This window comes from Ensifer sp. 38_S197 (assembly GCF_056924495.1).
On the sequence record NZ_JBXOVZ010000002.1, the window covers coordinates 2,445,918 to 2,465,774 of the forward strand.

At 61.8% G+C, this 19,857-nt stretch carries 15 protein-coding genes; 13 read left to right on the plus strand and 2 right to left on the minus strand.

Features of this window, described 5'->3' with window-relative positions:
• Window positions 1-15 precede the first annotated feature (15 nt).
• Window positions 16-240, minus strand: coding sequence for a hypothetical protein (locus tag AC1Z3V_RS25020; RefSeq protein ID WP_173514879.1), 225 nt, complete (start codon window positions 238-240; stop codon window positions 16-18).
• Between AC1Z3V_RS25020 and bamA the strand changes: the two genes are divergently transcribed.
• From bamA to lpxB, 6 genes are read left to right on the plus strand one after another with little or no spacing between them, the layout of a single operon-like run.
• Entirely contained in the window at window positions 182-2,515 is a 2,334-nt protein-coding gene (gene bamA / locus AC1Z3V_RS25025; protein ID WP_483502323.1) for an outer membrane protein assembly factor BamA, read from the plus strand. The genes AC1Z3V_RS25020 and bamA overlap by 59 nt on opposite strands.
• A gap of 46 nt (window positions 2,516-2,561) precedes the next feature.
• Window positions 2,562-3,629, plus strand: coding sequence for a UDP-3-O-(3-hydroxymyristoyl)glucosamine N-acyltransferase (gene lpxD / locus AC1Z3V_RS25030; protein WP_483502324.1), 1,068 nt, complete (start codon window positions 2,562-2,564; stop codon window positions 3,627-3,629).
• Entirely contained in the window at window positions 3,622-4,086 is a 465-nt protein-coding gene (gene fabZ / locus AC1Z3V_RS25035; protein ID WP_034796695.1) for a 3-hydroxyacyl-ACP dehydratase FabZ, read from the plus strand. The genes lpxD and fabZ overlap by 8 nt, the downstream gene beginning before the upstream one ends.
• 2 nt (window positions 4,087-4,088) lie before the next feature.
• Entirely contained in the window at window positions 4,089-4,898 is an 810-nt protein-coding gene (gene lpxA, locus AC1Z3V_RS25040) for an acyl-ACP--UDP-N-acetylglucosamine O-acyltransferase (protein WP_483502327.1), read from the plus strand.
• A gap of 5 nt (window positions 4,899-4,903) precedes the next feature.
• The gene (locus tag AC1Z3V_RS25045; protein ID WP_483502329.1) at window positions 4,904-5,791 is read left to right on the plus strand and encodes an LpxI family protein; all 888 of its coding nucleotides are present in this window, start codon (window positions 4,904-4,906) and stop codon (window positions 5,789-5,791) included.
• Window positions 5,788-6,963, plus strand: a complete 1,176-nt coding sequence (lpxB, locus tag AC1Z3V_RS25050; protein WP_483502330.1) for a lipid-A-disaccharide synthase — start codon at window positions 5,788-5,790, stop codon at window positions 6,961-6,963. The genes AC1Z3V_RS25045 and lpxB overlap by 4 nt, the downstream gene beginning before the upstream one ends.
• Before the next feature lie 208 nt (window positions 6,964-7,171).
• Here lpxB and gltA read toward each other — a convergent pair whose 3' ends face one another.
• Window positions 7,172-8,461 (minus strand): citrate synthase, encoded by a 1,290-nt coding sequence (gltA, locus tag AC1Z3V_RS25055; protein ID WP_173516397.1) that lies wholly within the window; start codon window positions 8,459-8,461, stop codon window positions 7,172-7,174.
• A gap of 460 nt (window positions 8,462-8,921) precedes the next feature.
• Between gltA and AC1Z3V_RS25060 the strand changes: the two genes are divergently transcribed.
• The 7 genes from AC1Z3V_RS25060 to AC1Z3V_RS25090 all read left to right on the plus strand — a co-directional run bounded on the left by AC1Z3V_RS25060 (window position 8,922) and on the right by AC1Z3V_RS25090 (window position 19,471).
• Window positions 8,922-11,258 carry a ComEC/Rec2 family competence protein gene (locus AC1Z3V_RS25060; RefSeq protein ID WP_483504143.1) on the plus strand — a complete coding sequence of 779 codons (2,337 nt, stop codon included), beginning with the start codon at window positions 8,922-8,924 and terminating at the stop codon, window positions 11,256-11,258.
• 189 nt (window positions 11,259-11,447) lie between these two features.
• On the plus strand, window positions 11,448-12,518 hold the full coding sequence (gene exbB / locus AC1Z3V_RS25065; RefSeq protein WP_483502332.1) for a tonB-system energizer ExbB: 1,071 nt from the start codon (window positions 11,448-11,450) through the stop codon (window positions 12,516-12,518).
• Window positions 12,519-12,521: 3 nt separating this feature from the next.
• Window positions 12,522-12,947, plus strand: coding sequence for a TonB system transport protein ExbD (gene exbD / locus AC1Z3V_RS25070; RefSeq protein ID WP_057255784.1), 426 nt, complete (start codon window positions 12,522-12,524; stop codon window positions 12,945-12,947).
• A 236-nt stretch (window positions 12,948-13,183) separates the two neighbouring features.
• Window positions 13,184-13,849, plus strand: coding sequence for a protein-L-isoaspartate O-methyltransferase family protein (locus AC1Z3V_RS25075; RefSeq protein WP_173516402.1), 666 nt, complete (start codon window positions 13,184-13,186; stop codon window positions 13,847-13,849).
• Window positions 13,850-14,136: 287 nt separating this feature from the next.
• Window positions 14,137-15,510 (plus strand): outer membrane channel protein TolC, encoded by a 1,374-nt coding sequence (gene tolC, locus AC1Z3V_RS25080; protein ID WP_483502334.1) that lies wholly within the window; start codon window positions 14,137-14,139, stop codon window positions 15,508-15,510.
• A gap of 179 nt (window positions 15,511-15,689) precedes the next feature.
• The gene (locus AC1Z3V_RS25085; RefSeq protein ID WP_483502336.1) at window positions 15,690-16,508 is read left to right on the plus strand and encodes a PopZ family protein; all 819 of its coding nucleotides are present in this window, start codon (window positions 15,690-15,692) and stop codon (window positions 16,506-16,508) included.
• A 122-nt stretch (window positions 16,509-16,630) separates the two neighbouring features.
• A complete protein-coding gene (locus AC1Z3V_RS25090; protein WP_483502338.1) occupies window positions 16,631-19,471 on the plus strand; it encodes a valine--tRNA ligase in 2,841 nt (946 codons plus the stop codon).
• Window positions 19,472-19,857: the final 386 nt, after the last annotated feature.

The window sequence follows — 19,857 nt, forward strand, 5'->3', positions numbered from 1 at the left end:
GAAGAAAGGTTTTGTTTACGATAACTCGAGGCTGTAGTGGCCGTTAAGCCACGGTTCGAATTGAAGTAAACAGAAATTAACGAGCTGGCTTGCTTGTATGGGAAAAGCGGTTAAAACGGCAACCGTGACCGGAGTCGGCACGAAACTGCCGCGCGACGTTTGGAAAAGGTAAGATTTGAACATGAAAGCTGGTTCAAGGTTTTTGAACGCGGTGTCGGCGGCTGCGCTGTCAACAAGCATTGTTGTTTCCGGCGCTGGTGTTGGGTTGCTCGCAGGCACGTCTGTCGCAGAAGCTGCGGTCATCAATCGTGTCGAAGTGCGCGGGGCAACGCGCGTCAGCGCTGAGACGGTCCGCGCGAACATCACGATCGTCCCGGGCAAGGCCTTCAGCAACACTGACATCGACGCTTCCGTGAAGCGGCTCTATGCCACCGGCTACTTCTCCGATGTCAGCATCAACGTCGCCGGCGGTACGCTGGTCGTCAACGTGAGCGAGAACCAGCTGGTCAACCAGGTCGTCTTCAACGGCAACCGCAAGATCAAGGACGACAAGCTGCAGGGCGTCGTTCGCACGCAGCCGCTCGGCCCGTACAGCGAAGCGACGGTCGAAACGGACATTCAGGCCATCAAGGACGCCTATGCTGCCATCGGCCGCAGCGACATCACGGTGACGACGCAGGTCGTTCCGGTTGCCGAAGGGCGCGTCAACCTTGCCTTCGTGATCAACGAAGGTGAGCGCACCAAGATCTCCCAGATCAATTTCGTCGGCAACGAAGCCTATAGCGACGGCCGCCTTCAGTCGGTCATCGCGACGAAGGAATCGGGCATCTTCTCGTTCATCACGCGCAAGGACGTCTACAATCCGGACAAGCTTCGCGCCGACGAGGAACTGCTGCGCCAGTTCTATTACAACCGCGGTTATGCGGACTTCCAGGTCGTTTCCTCCGACGCGACGCTCAATGAAGCGACCAACGAGTACACGGTGACGATCACCGTCGAAGAAGGTCCGCGTTATGACTTCGGCGCGGTCAACGTCGAATCGACCGTCGAGGGCATCAATGCCGAAGAGCTGAAGGGTCTCGTCGTGAGCCGTGAAGGCTCGGTCTACAAGGCCAAGGACGTTCAGGCGACGATGAGCGAGATTTCGAAGCGTGTCGCTTCGGCCGGCTATCCTTTTGCGCGCGTCACGCCGCGCGGCAACCGCGACCTCGCCAACCACACGATCGCCGTCGACTACCTCGTCGACCAGGGCGAACGAGCTTACGTCGAGCGCATCGAGATCCGCGGCAACACCCGCACGCGCGACTACGTCATCCGTCGCGAATTCGACATGGGTGAAGGCGATGCCTTCAACCAGGAGATGGTTGCGCGCGCCAAGCGTCGCCTGGAGGCTCTCGGCTACTTCTCGAGCGTCAATATCTCGACTGCACCGGGCAGCGCTGCCGACCGCGTCGTCGTGATCGTCGATGTTCAGGATCAATCGACCGGTTCGTTCGGTATCGGTGCTGGCTACTCCGCCGGCAGTGGTGGCGGCTTCCTCGTTGAGGCGTCGATCGAAGAAAAGAACTTCCTTGGTCGCGGTCAGTATATCCGCGTCGCCGCCGGTCGCGGTGACGAGAGCCGGACCTACAACGTTTCGTTCACCGAGCCGTATTTCCTCGGCTATCGTCTGGCTGCCGGTTTCGACGTCTTCAAGAACGAGAACGACTTCGACGACGACAACTACAGCTACGAAGATCAGGGCTTCAGCCTGCGCGTAACGGCGCCGATCACCGAAAACCTGTCGACCACGCTGCGCTACAACTTCACGCAGTTCGACTATAGCGGCAACGTCGCGAAGCTGTCGTCGCCCTACGTTCGTGCGGTCGAGGGCGGAAACTGGGTTCGTTCGTCGGTATCGCAGTCGATCACCTACAACACGCTCGACGATGCGCAGCTGCCGCATGACGGTATTCTGGCGACCTTCACGCACGAATTTGCAGGCCTCGGCGGCGACTCCGATTTCTACAAGATGACCGGTAAGGCCAAGTGGTACTACACCGTGAACGACGAGGCGGACATTATCGCGTCGCTCGGTGGTAGCGCCGGTCATGTCTTCGAAACCGGTAGCGATCTCCAGGTCTTCGACCAGTTCCAGCTCGGCTCCAACGATATCCGCGGCTTCGAGCGCAACGGTATCGGCCCGCGCGACAAGGCGACGGGCGATGCGCTTGGCGGCACGACCTACTTCACGGCTTCGGCCGAGGCTACGTTCCCGCTTCCGGGTATCCCGCGTGACAGCGGCTTCCGTGGTGCGGTCTTCGCCGATGCCGGCACGCTTTACAGCAGCAAGGTCACGATGGCGCCGGGCGAAACGGTTGAGGGTAACGACTCCTCGCTGCGCGCATCGGTCGGTATCGGCCTGATCTGGGCTTCGCCGTTCGGTCCGCTGCGTGTCGACTATGCCTGGCCGGTTGCCAAGGAAGACTTCGACCGGGTACAGAACCTGAAGTTCGGTATTTCCTCGTCGTTCTGATAAAGAGCAGTCCAGAACTGCCAGAAAAGATCGTTCTGGAGTGTCCATGGAACAGAACTGGTTTTTTCCACCCCATGAAGGGATTCGCCTGGGTGACCTGGCGGATCAAATTGGGGCGGAGTTGGTGGATGTCGCGGTCGCAGGCCGCGCCGTCCGTTCGGTAGCGCCGGTCTATCGGGCAAAGCCCGGTGACGTCTGCTACATGTTGTCTCGCAAGAGCCGAGCCGAGCTTGATACGTGTGAGGCATCGGCGATCATCTGCGACAAGACGATCTCCAGCCTTGTGCCTGCCCATATCCCGGTCCTACTGGCGGCTCGCCCGCATACGGCCTTCGCCCTTGCCGGTACGTTGCTGCACGAGGTGGCGATGCGCCCCGCGCGCAACACCAGCCTCAAGGGCGTGGCGCCGGGCGCTTTCGTGGATCCGACCGCGCGCCTCGAAGACGGTGTCGAAGTCGAGCCCATGGCGGTCGTCGGAGCCGGCGCCGAAATCGGTCGCGGTACCCGCATTGCTGCCGGCGCGGTCATCGGCCCGGGTGTGCGCATCGGCCGTGACTGTACGATAGCCTCGGGCGCAAGCGTGCTCTGTGCTCTCATCGGCAACAGCGTGATCATCCATCCGGGTGCCCGTATCGGGCAGGATGGGTTTGGCTATGCCCCGGGTCCGAAGGGCGGAATGATCAAGATCGTTCAGGTCGGGCGCGTAATCATTCAGGATCACGTAGAGATCGGCGCCAACACGACGATCGACCGTGGCACGATGGATGACACCGTGATCGGTGAGGGGACGAAGATCGACAATCTCGTCCAGGTTGGCCACAACGTGCGCATTGGCCGCTATTGTGGCATCGTCAGCCAGGTCGGCATTGCAGGCAGCACGAAGATCGGCGACGGCGTGATGATCGGCGGCGGTAGCGGCGTCAATGGTCACATCACGGTCGGCGATGGCGTGCAGATCGCGGCGATGAGCGGCGTGGCAAGCGATGTTCCCGCCGGCGAACGTTATGGTGGTATTCCGGCGCGCCCGATGCGCGATTTCCTGCGCGATGTCGCGGAAATGGCGATGCGGGCAAGCGACAGACAGAAAAAGAAGAAGGGCGGCTCGGATGAGTGAGGCAGCAACGGTTCTCGGTACGGCGGACATTCAGGAAATTCTGAAGCTGCTCCCGCATCGTTATCCATTTCTGCTCGTCGATCGGATCATCGAGATCGACGGCGACAATTCGGCGATCGGCATCAAGAACGTCTCGGCGAACGAACCGCATTTCACCGGTCACTTTCCCGAACAGCCGATCATGCCCGGCGTCCTGCTTGTCGAGGGCATGGCGCAGACGGCCGGTGCGATCTGTGCCCGCAAGGTGGGGACCGGAACGAACCTCGTCTATTTCATGACCATCGACAATGCGCGGTTCCGCAAACCGGTCGTTCCGGGCGATCGCGTCGAATTCCATGTCGTGAAGCAGAAGCAGCGCGGCAATATCTGGAAATTTCACTGTGATGCAAAAGTTGACGGGCAACTGGTCGCAGAAGCTGATATCGGCGCGATGATCGTCAGCAAGGAAGACGCCTGAACATGATTGCAGCAACAGCGAAGATCCACCCGTCCTCGATCATCGAAGACGGCGCTGTGGTCGGCGAAAACGTCAAGATCGGCCCTTTTTGCCACGTGGGTCCGAAAGTCGTTCTCGGCGACGATATTGAGCTTCACAGTCATGTCGTAGTGACCGGCCGCACAACCATCGGCAAGGGGTCCAGGATCTTCCCGCAGGCCGTTATCGGCGCCGATTCGCAGAGCGTTCATCATAGCGCCGTCGATACGGAACTGCTGATCGGCACGAATTGTACGATCCGCGAAGGCGTGACGATGAACACGGGCACCGTCGAGCATGGCGGAAAGACGGTCGTCGGCAACAACAATCTCTTCCTGGCCTATTCACACGTGGCACATGATTGCCGGCTCGGCAACAATATCATCCTGTCGAACAATGTGATGCTGGCAGGCCATGTCACGGTCGAAGATCGCGCCATTCTTGGCGGCGGCTGCGCCGTGCATCAGTTTACCCGTGTCGGCCGCCAGGCCTTCGTCGGGGGCCTCTCCGCCGTCAGCTATGACGTCATTCCCTACGGTATGCTGAACGGCAATCCGGGCGTGCTGAGCGGGCTGAACGTTGTCGGCATGACGAGAGCCGGGATCGACCGCGCAACGATCCACGTCGTTCGTCGCGCTTACAAGCAGATCTTTGAAGGCCCGGAGTCGATCCGCGTCAATGCGTCCGCCATCCGCGAAGAATACGCCGACTGCGCACCGGTCGTCGAAATCCTTGATTTCATCGCGGCCGAGAGCGACCGGGCACTATCGTCGCCGTCCCGCGGCAAGGCGTGAGCGTGATGTCGGCTGCTGCGAGCCACGCAGCGACCGGCGGTCGGCTCGCAATCATCGCCGGCGGGGGTGCGCTGCCACACCATGTGGCCGAGGCCGTCCGGGCGCGCGGCGAAGATCCCTTCATCATCGCATTGTCGCGAGAGGCGGAAGAGGCCGATTGGGTCGGCTTCGATCATTCCGTCCTGGGGATCGGCGACTTCGCCAATATCAGCCGTACCTTCAGGGAAGAGGGGATCGATCGCGTCGTCCTGTCGGGCTGGGTTCGCCGCCGGCCCGAATGGCGTGATATTCGCCCGACGCTGAGAACGCTCGCAAAGATCCCGGCCGTCTTGAAGACGCTGGTCTCCGGTGGAGACGACGCCGTGCTGCGCATGGCCATGGCACTGATCGAGGCAAGCGGAGCCCATGTCATCGGCGTCCATGAAGTGGTGCCCAATCTTTTGGCGGAGCCGGGGGCGATCGGCGCGGTCACGCCCGATGCCGACGACCGCCGCGACATCGAGGCCGGCATCGCCGCTGCCAATGCCCTCGGCGCTCTGGATGTGGGGCAGGGTGCTGTGGCCGTCGGCGGGCGCGTCGTGGCGCTGGAGGGGGCTGAAGGTACCGATGCGATGCTGGAGCGTGTCGTCGCCTTGAAGGCCGAAGGCCGTGTCTCGTCTCGCCGACGGGGGGTTCTCGTCAAACTCTGCAAACCGGGGCAGGATCTTCGCGCCGACTTGCCGTCGATCGGCCCCTCTACCGTTGCGCTCGCAGAAAGGGCCGGTCTCGCAGGCATCGCGGTCGAAGCTGGCAGGGCTCTGGTGCTGGAACGCGCCAACGTGATCGACGTGGCCGATCGCTCCGGTCTGTTTGTCGCCGGGGTCGAGCGATCGGCCAGGGGAACCGAGCGATGAGTGCGTCGAGCTACAAACTCGCGGTGATCGCGGGTGAGGTCTCCGGAGACCTTCTGGGCGCCGATCTCGTCCGGGCGCTTCGGACGCAAAGCAGCGGCACGATAGAGCTCGTCGGTGTCGGCGGCGAGGCGCTGGAGGCCGAGGGCCTTCGTTCCCTCTTCGACTATTCCGAACTGTCCATCATGGGCTTCACCCAGGTGTTGGCACGATTGCCGAAGCTCATCATGCGCATTCGCCAGACTGCAAAGGCGATCATTGCCGCGCGTCCCGATGCGTTGCTGATCATCGACAGCCCGGACTTTACCCACCGCGTGGCGCGGAAGGTGCGTGCGGCACTGCCGGATGTGCCTGTGATCAACTATGTCTGCCCGAGCGTCTGGGCCTGGAAGCCGGAGCGCGCGCCGCGCATGCGCAGCTATGTCGATCATGTTTTGGCCGTGTTGCCGTTCGAACCGGAGGCGATGCAGAAGCTGCAGGGGCCTCCGACGACCTATGTCGGTCATCGCCTCGCAAGCGATGCGAATGTGCTTGCGGTTCGGGCGAGCCGCCAGCAGCGCCTTGCCGGAGCCATGGATCGGCGCGTGTCGACGTGCCTCCTTCTGCCGGGCTCCCGCGCGAGCGAGGTTGGCCGCCTGTTGCCGATCTTCGGCCGGGTGGTCGAGGAGCTCGCCAGGCGGCATCCTGGCATCCGCTTCCTGTTGCCGACTGTTTCGCGGCAGGAGAAGCTGGTGCGCGAAATCACGGCGTCCTGGCCCATTCAGCCGGAGATCACCGTGGGCGCGGCGGAAAAATGGGCCGCCTTCGATCAGGCCGATGCGGCGATCGCTGCCTCGGGAACGGTCCTCCTGGAACTGGCGCTGGCCGGCGTTCCCGTCGTTTCGACCTACGATCCCGATTTCCTGGTGAAGCTTTTGCACAAGCGCATCCGCATCTGGAGCGGCGCCTTGCCGAATTTGATCGCGGACTTCCCGATCGTCCCGGAATACTTCAATCAGGCAATCCGCCCCGGTGCCTTGACGCGTTGGATGGAGCGGCTTTCCGGTGCAACGGCGCAGCGCGCCTCGATGCTGGATGGCTACGCAGTGGTACAGCAGCGCATGGCGACGAGCCGCCCGCCTGGAGAGATGGCGGCCGAGATTGTTCTCGGCTATCTCCAGAAGACCAGTAGGTAAGCTTCATAGTTCCTTGAGCGCGCAGGATGCATCCCTTGATGCGCCGATGACGCTGAAACGATGCACTGGGCTTCTGCCCGGCGGGGGCCAGTTTGCGATCGGCATGCTTGCAGCGGTCTGCCCGAACGCGTACGAGCCGATATCGCGGCCCCCATAAGCAAAAGCCCGGTCATCGCTGACCGGGCTTCGCTTTCTGGTCTGATACCGATTAGCGCTTGGAGACCGGCACGTAGTCGCGCTGCGGAGCGCCGACATAGAGCTGGCGCGGACGGCCGATGCGCTGTTCCGGATCTTCGATCATCTCGTTCCACTGGGCGATCCAGCCGACGGTGCGGGCGAGCGCGAAGAGCACGGTGAACATGGTGGTGGGGAAGCCCAGCGCCTTCAGCGTGATGCCGGAGTAGAAGTCGATATTCGGATAGAGCTTCTTCTCGATGAAATACTCGTCCGTGAGTGCGATGCGCTCAAGTTCCATCGCGACCTCGAGCAGCGGATCGTCCTTGTGGCCGAGCTCCGCGAGCACCTCATGCGTGGTCTTCTGCATGATCTTGGCGCGCGGGTCGTAGTTCTTGTAGACGCGGTGGCCGAAGCCCATCAGGCGGAACGGATCGTTCTTGTCCTTGGCCTTGGCGATGTATTCCGGAATGCGGTCAGCCGTGCCGATTTCGGCGAGCATGTTGAGCGCAGCTTCGTTGGCGCCACCGTGCGCCGGGCCCCAGAGGCAGGCGATACCGGCAGCGATGCAGGCGAACGGGTTTGCGCCCGACGAACCGGCGAGACGAACTGTCGAGGTCGACGCGTTCTGCTCGTGGTCGGCATGCAGGATGAAGATACGATCCATGGCGCGCGACAGGACCGGGTTGACGACATATTCCTCGCACGGAACGGCGAAGCACATGCGCAGGAAGTTGGAGGCGTAGTCGAGGTCGTTCTTCGGGTAAACGAAGGGCTGGCCGATGTGGTACTTGTAGGCCATTGCCGCGATCGTCGGCATCTTGGCGATCATACGCAGCGAGGCGACCATGCGCTGATGCGGATCGGTGATGTCGGTCGAGTCGTGATAGAAGGCCGACAGCGCGCCGACGCAGCCGCACATGACGGCCATCGGGTGCGCGTCGCGACGGAAGCCGGTGAAGAAGCGCGACATCTGCTCATGCACCATGGTGTGGTGCGTGACGCGATAATCGAAGTCGGCCTTCTGTGCCTTCGTCGGCAGTTCGCCGTAGAGCAGCAGGTAGCAGACTTCCAGGAAGTCGCCGTGTTCTGCGAGCTGCTCGATAGGATAGCCGCGGTGCAGAAGCACGCCTTCGTCGCCGTCGATATAGGTGATCTTGGATTCGCACGACGCCGTGGAGGTGAAGCCCGGGTCGTAGGTGAACATCTTCGTCTGCTTGTAGAGCGAGCCGATGTCCACGACGTCAGGGCCGATGGACCCCGATCGCACCGGAAGATCCGCAGACTTTCCATCGAGTGTTACAACCGCGGTTTTTTCAGTCATCGGACCCTCCGTCTTATGGCAACGTGGCACCGAGACGGTGCCACGACAATGAACGTTGCGAATTTGCTATATGATTTATTTTCGACTGCCAAGCTGTACGAAAGGCAAATTGTGCGATGCGAAAATGTGCATATGGCGACGCAACAATGGCATGTTACGGCAATAAGTCCAAGGAGATCAATAATCTCCTCGGATGATGGTGCGGTACCATTCTATATAGGTTTGCCGCTTTTTTCAGCAGATAGCGCAGCGGTTGCGGTTGTGTGCCTTTGGTTGCATGATCGAGCGCATATTCGGGGGAAAGAGCGCTGGCGCAATGAGCGATACTGAAAGGCGGTATGCGTCGCACGACGCGGAGCGCGGCAGCTTCCTGTTGTCCGGTTCCGATCCCGCCAATGCCGTTACAGTCTTTGCTCCCAATGCGCCGCCCGCCTTGCCCTCGACACGGGTGAAACGCGGGATGTCGATGGTCTCGGCTCACCTCAGCCCGCGTCTGGTCAAGGCGTCTTTCGCCTCCGCGATCGAAGACGAGCGCGCGTTCGGTCACGGTTTTGTGTTGATACCGGTACTGCTGAGCTTCGGTGTCCTCACTTGGCTGTCGCTCCCTTTTGATGTCGGAATCGCCAAACTTGCACTGCTGCTTTGCGTTTTTGGCATGGCGGCGGTGGCTTGTGTTGGAAAATCAACATTGCTGCGGGCACCGCTGATCGCGGCGACGCTGTTTGTAGCGGGAATGGTGCTGATCGCGGCCGAGACAGCGCGTATCGATACAATTATCCTCGACGCACCGGTGACGACGAATGTGCGGGGCGTGGTGTTCTCTCGCGAACAGGACGACCGGGGCCAATGGCGCTACGGGGTAGAGGTTCGAGAGACGGCCAAGCCGCGCCTGCGCCGCCAGCCAACGAGAATAACGCTGGTGGCGCGGGGTCGGGATGAGCCGCTGCCAATAGGAGCGACCATCGAGGGCAGGGCGCGGCTGTCGCCGCCGTCCGGTCCGGCGCTGCCGGGTCTGAACGACTTTGCGTTTGACAGCTATTTCAGGGGCATCGGCGCAGTCGGCTTCTTCTACGGTTCGCCCGCGAGCGGAAAAGCGCCTGCGCCCGGAGAATCGGAAGCGACCCCTTCCTTCAGCTCATCCTTGGCGACCAGGATCGCCTCGTTACGAGAGGCAGTCGGAGAGCGCATCCGCGCCGCGATCGGCGGCGATACCGGAGCACTTGCCGCTGCACTGGTGACGGCGGAAGAGCGTGCCATCAGCCGCGAGACGGTCGAGGTGTTGCGGCAAGCCGGCCTTGCGCATGTGCTGGCGATCTCGGGCCTCAACATGGCACTTGCCGCCGGAACCTTTCTGATCGGCGCCCGCACGGTCCTCAGCATGGTCCCTGGCGTGGCCCATCGCGTGCCGATCAAGAAGGTCGCGGCGGCCGGCGCACTGCTGATGGTCTGTTTCTACATTCTCATCGCCGGTGGCGCCGTGTCGGCATTGCGCGCCTGGATCATGATATCGGTCATGCTCGTGGCGGTGTTTTTCGACCGCATGTCGATCAGCCTGCGCAACGTCGCGCTCGCGGCGATCGTCATCGTCTCGCTAACGCCGTCGGCGGTTGCCGGGCCGGGCTTTCAGATGTCGTTCGCCGCGACCCTTGCGCTCGTTGCCGGTTATGCGCGCTGGCGCGAGCGGCGGGAAACGGAGCTACCGGCGGCGGAGAGACGAAGCAAGGGAAGGGGGCTGGTCACGGGCGTGGTCGCCGGTGTTGTCATCACCTCGCTGATCGGCGGGTTGGCGACATCGGTCTATTCGATCGCCTATTTTCACAGGTTGCCGGCTTACGGTCTGCTCGCCAATGTTCTCACCATGCCGGTGATCAGCATCGTGATCATGCCGTTCGGCCTGTTCGCCATGCTTCTGATGCCACTGGGGCTTGAACACTACCCGCTGGTGGCAATGGCATGGGGCCTCGACCGGATGCTCGACATCGCCCGCTTCGTAACCTCGCTTGACGGCGAGATCGTCACTGGTCGCATCGGGCATCTCGGCTTTGTGCTGATTGCCACGGGCGGTGTTCTCGTCTGTGTACTGCGGAGTTGGCTGGCGCTGTCAGGGGCCCTGCTGATCTGCGCCGGTCTCGTCAGCCTCGCCGTGGAGCGCGACCGTCTTCCCGACGTCGTGATAGCCGAAGATGGCCGCCTCATCGGTCTCGTTGCGAACGGCGCGATCGCCACAAACAGGACGCGCCCGTCGGATTTCGTGTTTTCACAATGGCAGCGAGCACTCGCGCTGGGAAACCATCTTGCGCCGGTGACGCTTCCAGCGCCTGCCTCCGTCGATCCTTATCCGGCTACGGAGCCGACCGGGAAGGGCGCTCCGCCGCTCGACCAGGAAAACGTGGCCGCAATCCGCGCGGATCTGTCGTCGGCGATCGAGGCGAACGCCGCGGGTGTCTTCATCTGCCGGGAAAAGCAATGGTGTGCGGCGCGCAACACTTACGGCTGGACGATCATCGCGCTCGAGAACCCGCGCCTCTTTCCAGCATTGTGCGGCCTGGCGGATTTGGTGGTGACCGCCGCCCGGGTCGATGGCGCGACGTGCCCGAGCGATCGCGCCCGTCTTGTGAATGCACAGGCGCTGCGTCGTACGGGTGCAATCGAAATACGAGCGCAGCCGGATTCGGAGCAAGCGCCGCCCGCAATGCAATTTCGGACGGCATTCGCGACTCTTGCCCGCCCGTGGGAACGGCACCGCGCCTATGACTGGCGGACGGCTACCTTCACGGATGATCCGCCAGGCTTTTGACGGCGGTCCCAGTGCATGTCCTGGGCGCCGGGGAGGTTGCGAATTTATTCTTGATTAGTAAACTCCACAAATCCTTGTCTTTCGGCTCCCCTTTGCGTAAAGAACCCAAAATGCACGCAAGGGATGCGGCGAATGACGACCATCCCTTCGTTCTGATACGACGAAACGGACCAGTACGTGAGGAACAAGATGCCGAACCGAGCCCGATCGACGATCAATCTACTGGTAGCCGCGATGCTCGGTCTGTCATCGGCTGCTTTGCCTGCGGTTGCGTTCGCTCAATCAGTGAGTGAAGCGACATCGTCAGCCCCGGTCACGAGCGGCAATCAGGAAACTGCCACCGGTTCGCCTGTGCAGGCGCCGGTCGCAGAGGGCCAGACCGCCGGCAGCGCACCGGTAAACCAGGCGACGCCAGCCACGCAGATGCAGCCTGCAGCGCAGGCCACGTCGCCTGAGGCTGTCCCCCTTGCTGTCGAGGGCACCGCTGCTGCGGCCGAAGGTGCGGCGAGCCCGGTGCTGCCGCATGACCTCTCGCCGGTCGGCATGTTCATGGCTGCGGACGTGGTCGTCAAAAGCGTAATGATCGGCCTGGCAGTGGCGTCCATCGCCACCTGGGCCATCTTCCTGGTCAAGGCGCTGGAGCTCTTCGGTGCCAAGGCACGCCTTACCCGCGCAGTTCGTATCCTGTCAGCCGCCAACGGCCTCGCTGATGTCAAGAATGCGTTCGATGGCAAGTCGGGCCCCGCGCCCGAGATGGCGGCGGCGGCGATCGACGAAATGGTGCGTTCGGAGGCGGTGGTCGACCATGCGCCGGCAAATGGTATCAAGGAGCGCGTCTCTTCGCTGCTGAACCGCATCGAGGTTCGCGCCGGCAAGCGCATGGCCAGTGGAACCGGCATTCTGGCCTCGATCGGCTCGGTCGGTCCCTTCGTCGGCCTCTTCGGCACAGTGTGGGGAATCATGAATTCCTTCATCGGCATCAGTAAGGCGCAGACGACCAATCTCGCGATCGTCGCGCCCGGCATCGCCGAAGCGCTGCTCGCCACCGCGATCGGCCTCATCGCGGCCATTCCGGCAGTGGTGATCTACAACTACTTCGCCCGTTCTGTGGGCGGCTACAAGGTGATCCTTGCCGATGCGGCGGCCGCCGTGGAGCGGCTCGTCAGCCGCGACCTCGACCACCGCCTGGTCAGCAGGGCGCAGCCCCGCCGTCAGGAAGGCTTCGTCCATGCGGAAACGACCATCGCACGGATCGGGTGACCCATGGCCGGAAAAGTAAGCCAGGACGGCGGCGATCTCGACGAGAACAGCGAAATCAACGTCACGCCCTTCATCGACGTCATGCTCGTACTCCTGATCATCTTCATGGTGGCGGCCCCGCTCGCCACGGTGGACATGAAGGTGGATTTGCCGCAATCGGCGGCAAAGCCCGCACCGCGCGACGACAAGCCGGTTTTCGTGACCTTGAAGGCCGATCTGGCGCTTGCGATCGGCAACGAAGAGACGGCCCGCGAGACCTTCGCCGACGAGCTGAAGCGCCTGACCGAGGGCAACACCGAGACGCGTGTGCTGCTGAGGGCCGACAAGGCCGTGGACTATGGCGAGCTGATGACGGTCATGAACCTCATCCAGAACGCCGGCTATACCAAGATCGCCCTCGTGGGCCTGGAAGGTGCGCCCGGGCGCTGACCTAGCCGGGGTCCATGCCTCAACGATGCGTCGTGCCCTGTCGGCACGCCGCCGCGCTTTGCTGATCAGGGCCCTTCTTCCCCGTTTTTCCGGCGCAATTTGCCGCTGTCGCTTGAATCCGGCGGGGCGGCGATTTAAGAGCTTACGTCAAAGGCTTTCCGTTGAGAGCCACAAGACGATCGCGCGGGCTTCTCCGAAAAGCGGCGCCGCGCCTATCCGGATACGAGGGCACTAGCATGAATTTCGAAGCAGCGCGCACCAAGATGGTGGACAACCAGATCCGCACGACGGATGTGACGTCCCACTCGGTCTTGTCCGCCTTCCTCACCGTGCCGCGCGAGGAGTTCGTGCCCGCCAAGATGAAGGAGCTCGCCTATATCGACACCGACATCGCGCTTGAAGGCACGAACGGTGCAGCCCCGCGATTCCTGATGGAGCCTTCGCCGCTCGCCAAGCTTCTGCAGCTTGCCGAGATCGCCAAGTCCGACGTCGTGCTCGAGATCGGCTGCGGCACCGGCTACGCTTCGGCGCTCTTGTCGCTGATCGCCGGTTCGGTCGTGGCGCTCGAAAGCGATCAGGGTCTTGCCGCCACCGCCACCGAGACCCTGGCGCGTCTCGGCTATGACAATATCGCCGTCGTCACCGGCGAACTCGAGAAGGGTTACGCTGCCGAAGCGCCGTACGACGTCATCTTCGTCCACGGTGCGGTTGAGGTGTTGCCTGCGGGTCTGTTCGAACAATTGCGCGATGGCGGCCGGCTCGTCGTGGTCGAAGGATTTGGCAACGCTTCGCGCGCTAAACTCTATGTGCACGAGCACGGAAGAACCTCCGAGCGTGCCGATTTCAACACTGCGGTGAAGCCGCTTCCCGGCTTCCGCCGCGAGCAGGAATTTGTTTTTTGAGGTCCCGCTTATTGAGGGACATCAACATTCAAATGCGCTGCTAAAATAACAATGTTGCCAATTCGCAACGGGGTGCTTGTTTCTTTTTGAAATGCCTGCGCAGAGTAGGTCTGCGCAGTTGTCGGAATCTGCAATCCGGGGTTCAAAGAGTGCAGTGGTAGTGATTTGCTCACCAGTGGGCGGTGTGAGCGCTTCATCGCCGTATCTAGGCGGCGCCGTTTTATAGCGAGGACGGCGCTGCGGAAAATAGAGGGCAGGCTCTGCCGCCCCGATCGGAGAGAGAAGTAATGGTGTCGATTGTCCGTAAAGCGGCTCTGTGGGCCGCCGTTTCGACGAGTGTACTGGTTGCCCCGCATGCAGTACTGGCCGAGACGATATTCGGCGCAATGGCCAAAGCCTACGAGAACAACCCGGATCTGAATGCTGCACGTGCGGGTCTGCGCGCGACGGACGAGAGTGTGCCGATCGCCAAGTCTGGCTTTCGGCCCCAAGTCGCGGCTTTCGCAACGGGAACGCTTACGACTCTCGAAAGAGAGAAAACCAGGTCCCAAGACTTTCACCAGGGACAGGTCGGCGTCTCCATAACGCAGATGGTCTTCGACGGCTTTCAGACGCTGAACAACGTTCGCGCGGCCGAAGCGAACGTGTTCTCGAGCCGCGAAACGCTGCGCGCCAACGAAATGCAGATCCTGCTCTCGGCTGCGACCATCTACTCCAACATCGCCCGCGATCAGCAGCTGGTCTCTATCCGCAAGCAGAACATCGCCTTCCTGCAGGAACAGGTGAACGCTGCCAAGGCGCGCCTGGACGTGGGTGAAGGCACGCGCACGGACGTGAGCCTTGCCGAGGCATCGCTCGCCAACGCGCAATCGCAGCTCATCGTGGCCGTCGCTCAGCTGAAGCAGAGCGAAGCGACCTATGTGCAGATCGTCGGCGACGTGCCGAAGGGCATCAAGCAGGCTTCGCCGGCTTCGAAGGGGCTGCCACGCTCGCTCGATCAGGCTGTCGCAACGGGTCTGCGCGAGCATCCGACGATTCTGGCCGCGCAATATTCGGTCGACTCGGCAGGTTACCAGGTGAAGTCTGCGGAAGGCACGATGTTGCCGGGCGTCCGGCTTCAAGGCGAGGTCAGCCGCACCACCGGTAACGCCAGCACCAACGGTCTCGACAACAACACCTCGAGCATAACGGCGCGGCTGGAAGTTCCGATCTATCAGGGCGGCGCCGAATACGGCCAGATCCGCCAGGCAAAGGAACGCCTGGGGCAGCAGCGTATCCTGGTCGATTCGGCTCGCGCGGCTGTTCAGCAGACCATCGTTTCCGCCTACGCGCAGCTTGAAGCCGCGATTGCCCGTATTTCTGCCAACAAGGCGCAGATCTCCGCCGCCAAGCTGGCATTGGATGGCGTTATCGAAGAGCGCAAGGTCGGCCAGCGTACGACCCTGGACGTTCTCGATTCGCAGCAGGACGTGCTTCAGGCGCAGGAACTGCTCGCCCTGGCACAGCGCGACGCCGTCGTAGCCAGCTACACGTTGCTTGCGGCAGCGGCGAATCTTACGGTGAAGAGCCAAGGGTTGCAGGTTGCGGAGTACCGCGCCGAGCAACACTACGAGGCGGTCAAGGATAAATGGTTCGGCCTTCGAACCGTCGACGGTCGCTGAAGAAAACGCCCCGGTCTCCCCGGGGCGTTTCTATTTTTTCCCCTGAAAACAAATCTGTGCAAGAATCTGAGTGGCTGATTCGTGGCGTTTGTTTCGTCCGCGAACTCACATAAGGTTTGTCGGAAATCGGCGCATGTCCTGTTCTGAAGCACATGCCGGCCGTGCAAACGAGGATGGAAATGGCACAGCTCAATGTCGCGCGTGAACCTTCGATGGATGAGATCCTGGCATCCATTCGCAAGATCATCGAGAGCAATGAGCCTGGGCAGGCCGGGCTTTCGCCGCAGCAGCACTTCGAGGACGAGGCGGGCGACGAGATCGAGTTGACGATCGACCGCGAGATCGAGACGGTTGCCTTCGGACGGCGCGAAGAACCGACAGAAACAGCATCAAGGGCCGCACCAGCGGCGGCGGCCGTAGAGCTTTCCGTCGTCCCATCCGAGGCTGGTACGGTGTCCGCACAGCCGCCGCTCTCCCTGGCGGATGTCGCAGCACGCGTTCGCGCTGCGTCGGAGCGTCACGCGACAGGGTTTGCCCCGCGTGACACGCAGCCAGTCGCGCCAGCGACGGTGATCCAGGACAGCCCTGTCGTAACGTCACGCATGGCCGCGGTATCGGCCCCCAAGGCTCCGGCCGTTCAGCCGATTGCCGCCTCTGAAACGCACGCGGATGTGGAGGTCGTCGCTGCCCCCGGTTCATCGGAGCGTCACGACAACCCCGAATCGCCGGTACAGGCAGCGGCACCGGTGGTCGACGCGCTGGCACCCGAGAAGGCGATCGCAGCCATCGTCTCTCCGGAAGTCGGCAGGAAGGTCGCGCGATCCTTCGACAATCTCGCTCTCGCGGTCGATCAGGGCGCGAGGCGTTCGTTTGACGAAATCGCCGAGGAGATGCTGCGGCCGATGCTGCAGGAATGGCTGGACGACAATCTGCCGACACTCGTCGAACGGCTGGTTCGCGAGGAAATCGAGCGTGTTGCCCGCGGGCCGCGTCGCTGAAATTCAATCCGTTTGACGCATGGGGCCGCGGCGACCGTCGCGGCTTTTTGCGTTCGTGTTGACTTGCACCGGCCGTTCCGGTTTACAAGACACAGACATCACTCTCCTAAATTGGCTCCAAAATGCTTGATAAGACCTACGATTCCGCATCCGTCGATCCACGTATCGCCAAGAAGTGGGACGAAGAAAACGCGTTTCGTGCAGGCGCGGGTGCCAAGCCCGGCGCCGACAGCTTCTGCATCGTGATCCCGCCGCCGAACGTGACCGGCTCGCTGCACATGGGCCACGCGCTCAACAACACGCTTCAGGACATCATGGTGCGCTTCGAGCGCATGCGCGGCAAGGATGTGCTGTGGCAGCCGGGCATGGACCACGCGGGCATTGCGACCCAGATGGTTGTCGAGCGCAAGCTGATGGAAACCCAGCAGCACCGCCGGCAGATGGGGCGCGAGGCCTTCATCGAGAAGGTCTGGGAGTGGAAGGCCGAGTCCGGCGGATTGATCTTCAACCAGTTGAAGCGGCTTGGCGCATCCTGTGACTGGTCGCGTGAACGCTTCACCATGGACGACGGTCTGTCGGAGGCGGTTCTGGAGGTCTTTGTCTCGCTCTACAAGGAAGGGCTGATCTACAAGGACAAGCGCCTGGTCAACTGGGACCCGAAGCTTCTGACGGCGATTTCCGATCTGGAAGTCGAGCAGCACGAGATCAATGGCAATCTCTGGTACCTGCGCTATCCGCTCGAGCCGGGTGTCAGCTACGAACATCCGGTTGCCTTCAATGAGGAAGGCAAGGCGACCGAATGGGAGAAGCGCGACTATCTGGTCGTCGCGACCACCCGTCCGGAAACGATGCTGGGGGACAGCGGCATTGCCGTCAATCCGGATGATGAGCGCTACAAGCCGCTGCTCGGCAAGCATGTCATCCTGCCGATCGTCGGCCGGCGCATTCCCGTTGTCGCCGACAGCTATGCGGACCCGACGGCCGGCACCGGCGCGGTGAAGATCACGCCTGCGCACGACTTCAACGACTTCGACGTCGGCAAGCGTGCAGGCCTGCGCGCGATCAACATCATGACGATCGACGGCCGCATCACCGTCAAGGACAACGAGGAGTTCCTCGAAGGATTGACCGACCCGGCTGCCCTGCATGGCGCATGGGACGAACTCGAAGGCAAGGACCGGTTCGAGGCTCGCAAGATCATCGTCCGCATCTTCGAAGAGGCTGGCCTGCTCGACAAGATCGAACCGCACAAGCACATGGTCCCCCATGGCGACCGTGGCGGTGTGCCGATCGAGCCGCGTCTGACGGAACAATGGTACGTCGACGCCAAGACGCTGGCGAAGCCTGCGATTGCCGCGGTCAAGGAAGGCCGGACGAATTTCGTTCCGAAGAACTGGGAAAAGACCTACTTCGAGTGGATGGAGAACATCCAGCCCTGGTGCGTCTCGCGTCAGCTCTGGTGGGGGCATCAGATCCCGGCCTGGTACGGCCCCGATGGTCAGGTCTTCGTCGAGAGGACCGAGGAAGAGGCGCTGCACGCCGCGATCCAGCACTATCTTGCGCATGAAGGTCCGATGAAGGCCTATGTCGAGGACCTGCTCGAGAACTTCAAGCCGGGCGAAATCCTGACGCGCGACGAAGATGTGCTCGACACCTGGTTCTCTTCGGCGCTCTGGCCGTTCTCGACGCTCGGATGGCCGAACGAGACGCCGGAACTGGAGAAGTATTACCAGACCGACGTGCTGGTGACCGGCTTCGACATCATCTTCTTCTGGGTTGCCCGCATGATGATGATGGGCCTTCACTTCATGAAGGATGCAGACGGCACCCCGGTCGAGCCGTTCCATACGGTCTACGTCCATGCGCTCGTTCGCGACAAGAACGGCCAGAAGATGTCGAAGTCGAAGGGCAACGTCATCGACCCGCTCGAACTCATCGACGAATATGGCGCCGATGCACTGCGCTTCACGCTGGCGATCATGGCCGCCCAGGGCCGCGACGTGAAGCTCGATCCCGCTCGTATCGCCGGTTACCGCAACTTCGGCACGAAGCTCTGGAACGCGACGCGCTTTGCCCAGATGAACGGCGTGGTCGACAGCGAAGGCTTCATCCCCGAAGCCGCATCGCTGACCATCAACCGCTGGATCCTGACGGAGCTTTCGCGCACCATCCGCGACGTCACCGAGGCGATCGAGGCCTATCGGTTCAACGAAGCGGCCGGCAGCCTCTACCGTTTCGTCTGGAACCAGTTCTGTGACTGGTACCTCGAACTGCTGAAGCCCGTCTTCAATGGCGAGGACGAGGCGGCCAAGCGCGAGTCGCAGGCCTGCGTCGCCTATGTTCTCGACGAGATCTACAAGCTGCTGCATCCCTTCATGCCGTTCATGACCGAGGAACTCTGGGGGCAGACGGCGAGCGAGGGCCGCGAACGCGAGACGCTGCTCTGCCACGCCGAATGGCCGGCAGCTTCCTACGCCGACGATGCCGCTGCCGACGAGATCAACTGGCTGATCGACCTCGTTTCGGGCATCCGCTCGGTTCGCTCGGAGATGAACGTCCCGCCGGCGGCAACGGCGCCGCTGATCGTCGTCGGTGCCAACAACCTGACGCGCGAGCGGCTCCAGCAGCATGCCCCGGCAATCGCCCGCCTGGCGCGTGTCGAACACATCGACCATGCGTCTGTCGCTCCGCGCGGCAGCGCGCAGATCGTCGTCGGCGAGGCGACTGCGTGCCTGCCGCTCGGCAACCTGATCGATCTCTCCGCCGAGAAGTCGCGCCTGGAGAAGGCGATCTCCAAGGTGGAGGCAGAGCGCGAGCGTATTCTTGGCAAATTGGCCAATGAAAAGTTCGTCGCGAACGCAAAGCCTGAACTGGTGGAAGCAGAGCGTGAGCGTCTGGTGGAGCTCGATCTTCAGAAGGAATCGCTTGGCGTCGCTCTCAGCCGCGTGGCGGAAGCCGGTTAAGAAGCACGCTAGGGGTGTATCCGCCCCAGGACCAGTTGACCAAGGAAATCAGAATCCGCGACAGCAATGTCGCGGATTTTTTATTTTAGCATAGCCGGATATACTTGCGCGCGTGAGCTTCGCGATCGAATCTCCGGGCCGAATACTGTAGACCGTTCGCGAAATCGCTGGGCATGTGCCGGCGGAGTTTCAATGGCCATTTTTGTGGTCTCCAGCAAAAACCAATATTGTTGTCTCCGCGACACAGCTTTCGCGAGTGTTGGAAGTTTTTCCTATTTTATTGGCTTATTTACCTATTTCCCGGAATATCATTTCGGAAATGCGCGAATGTGTCTAAATCATGAGAATCTTACGTAAATCATGTGACCCATAGTGCCGCACCACCT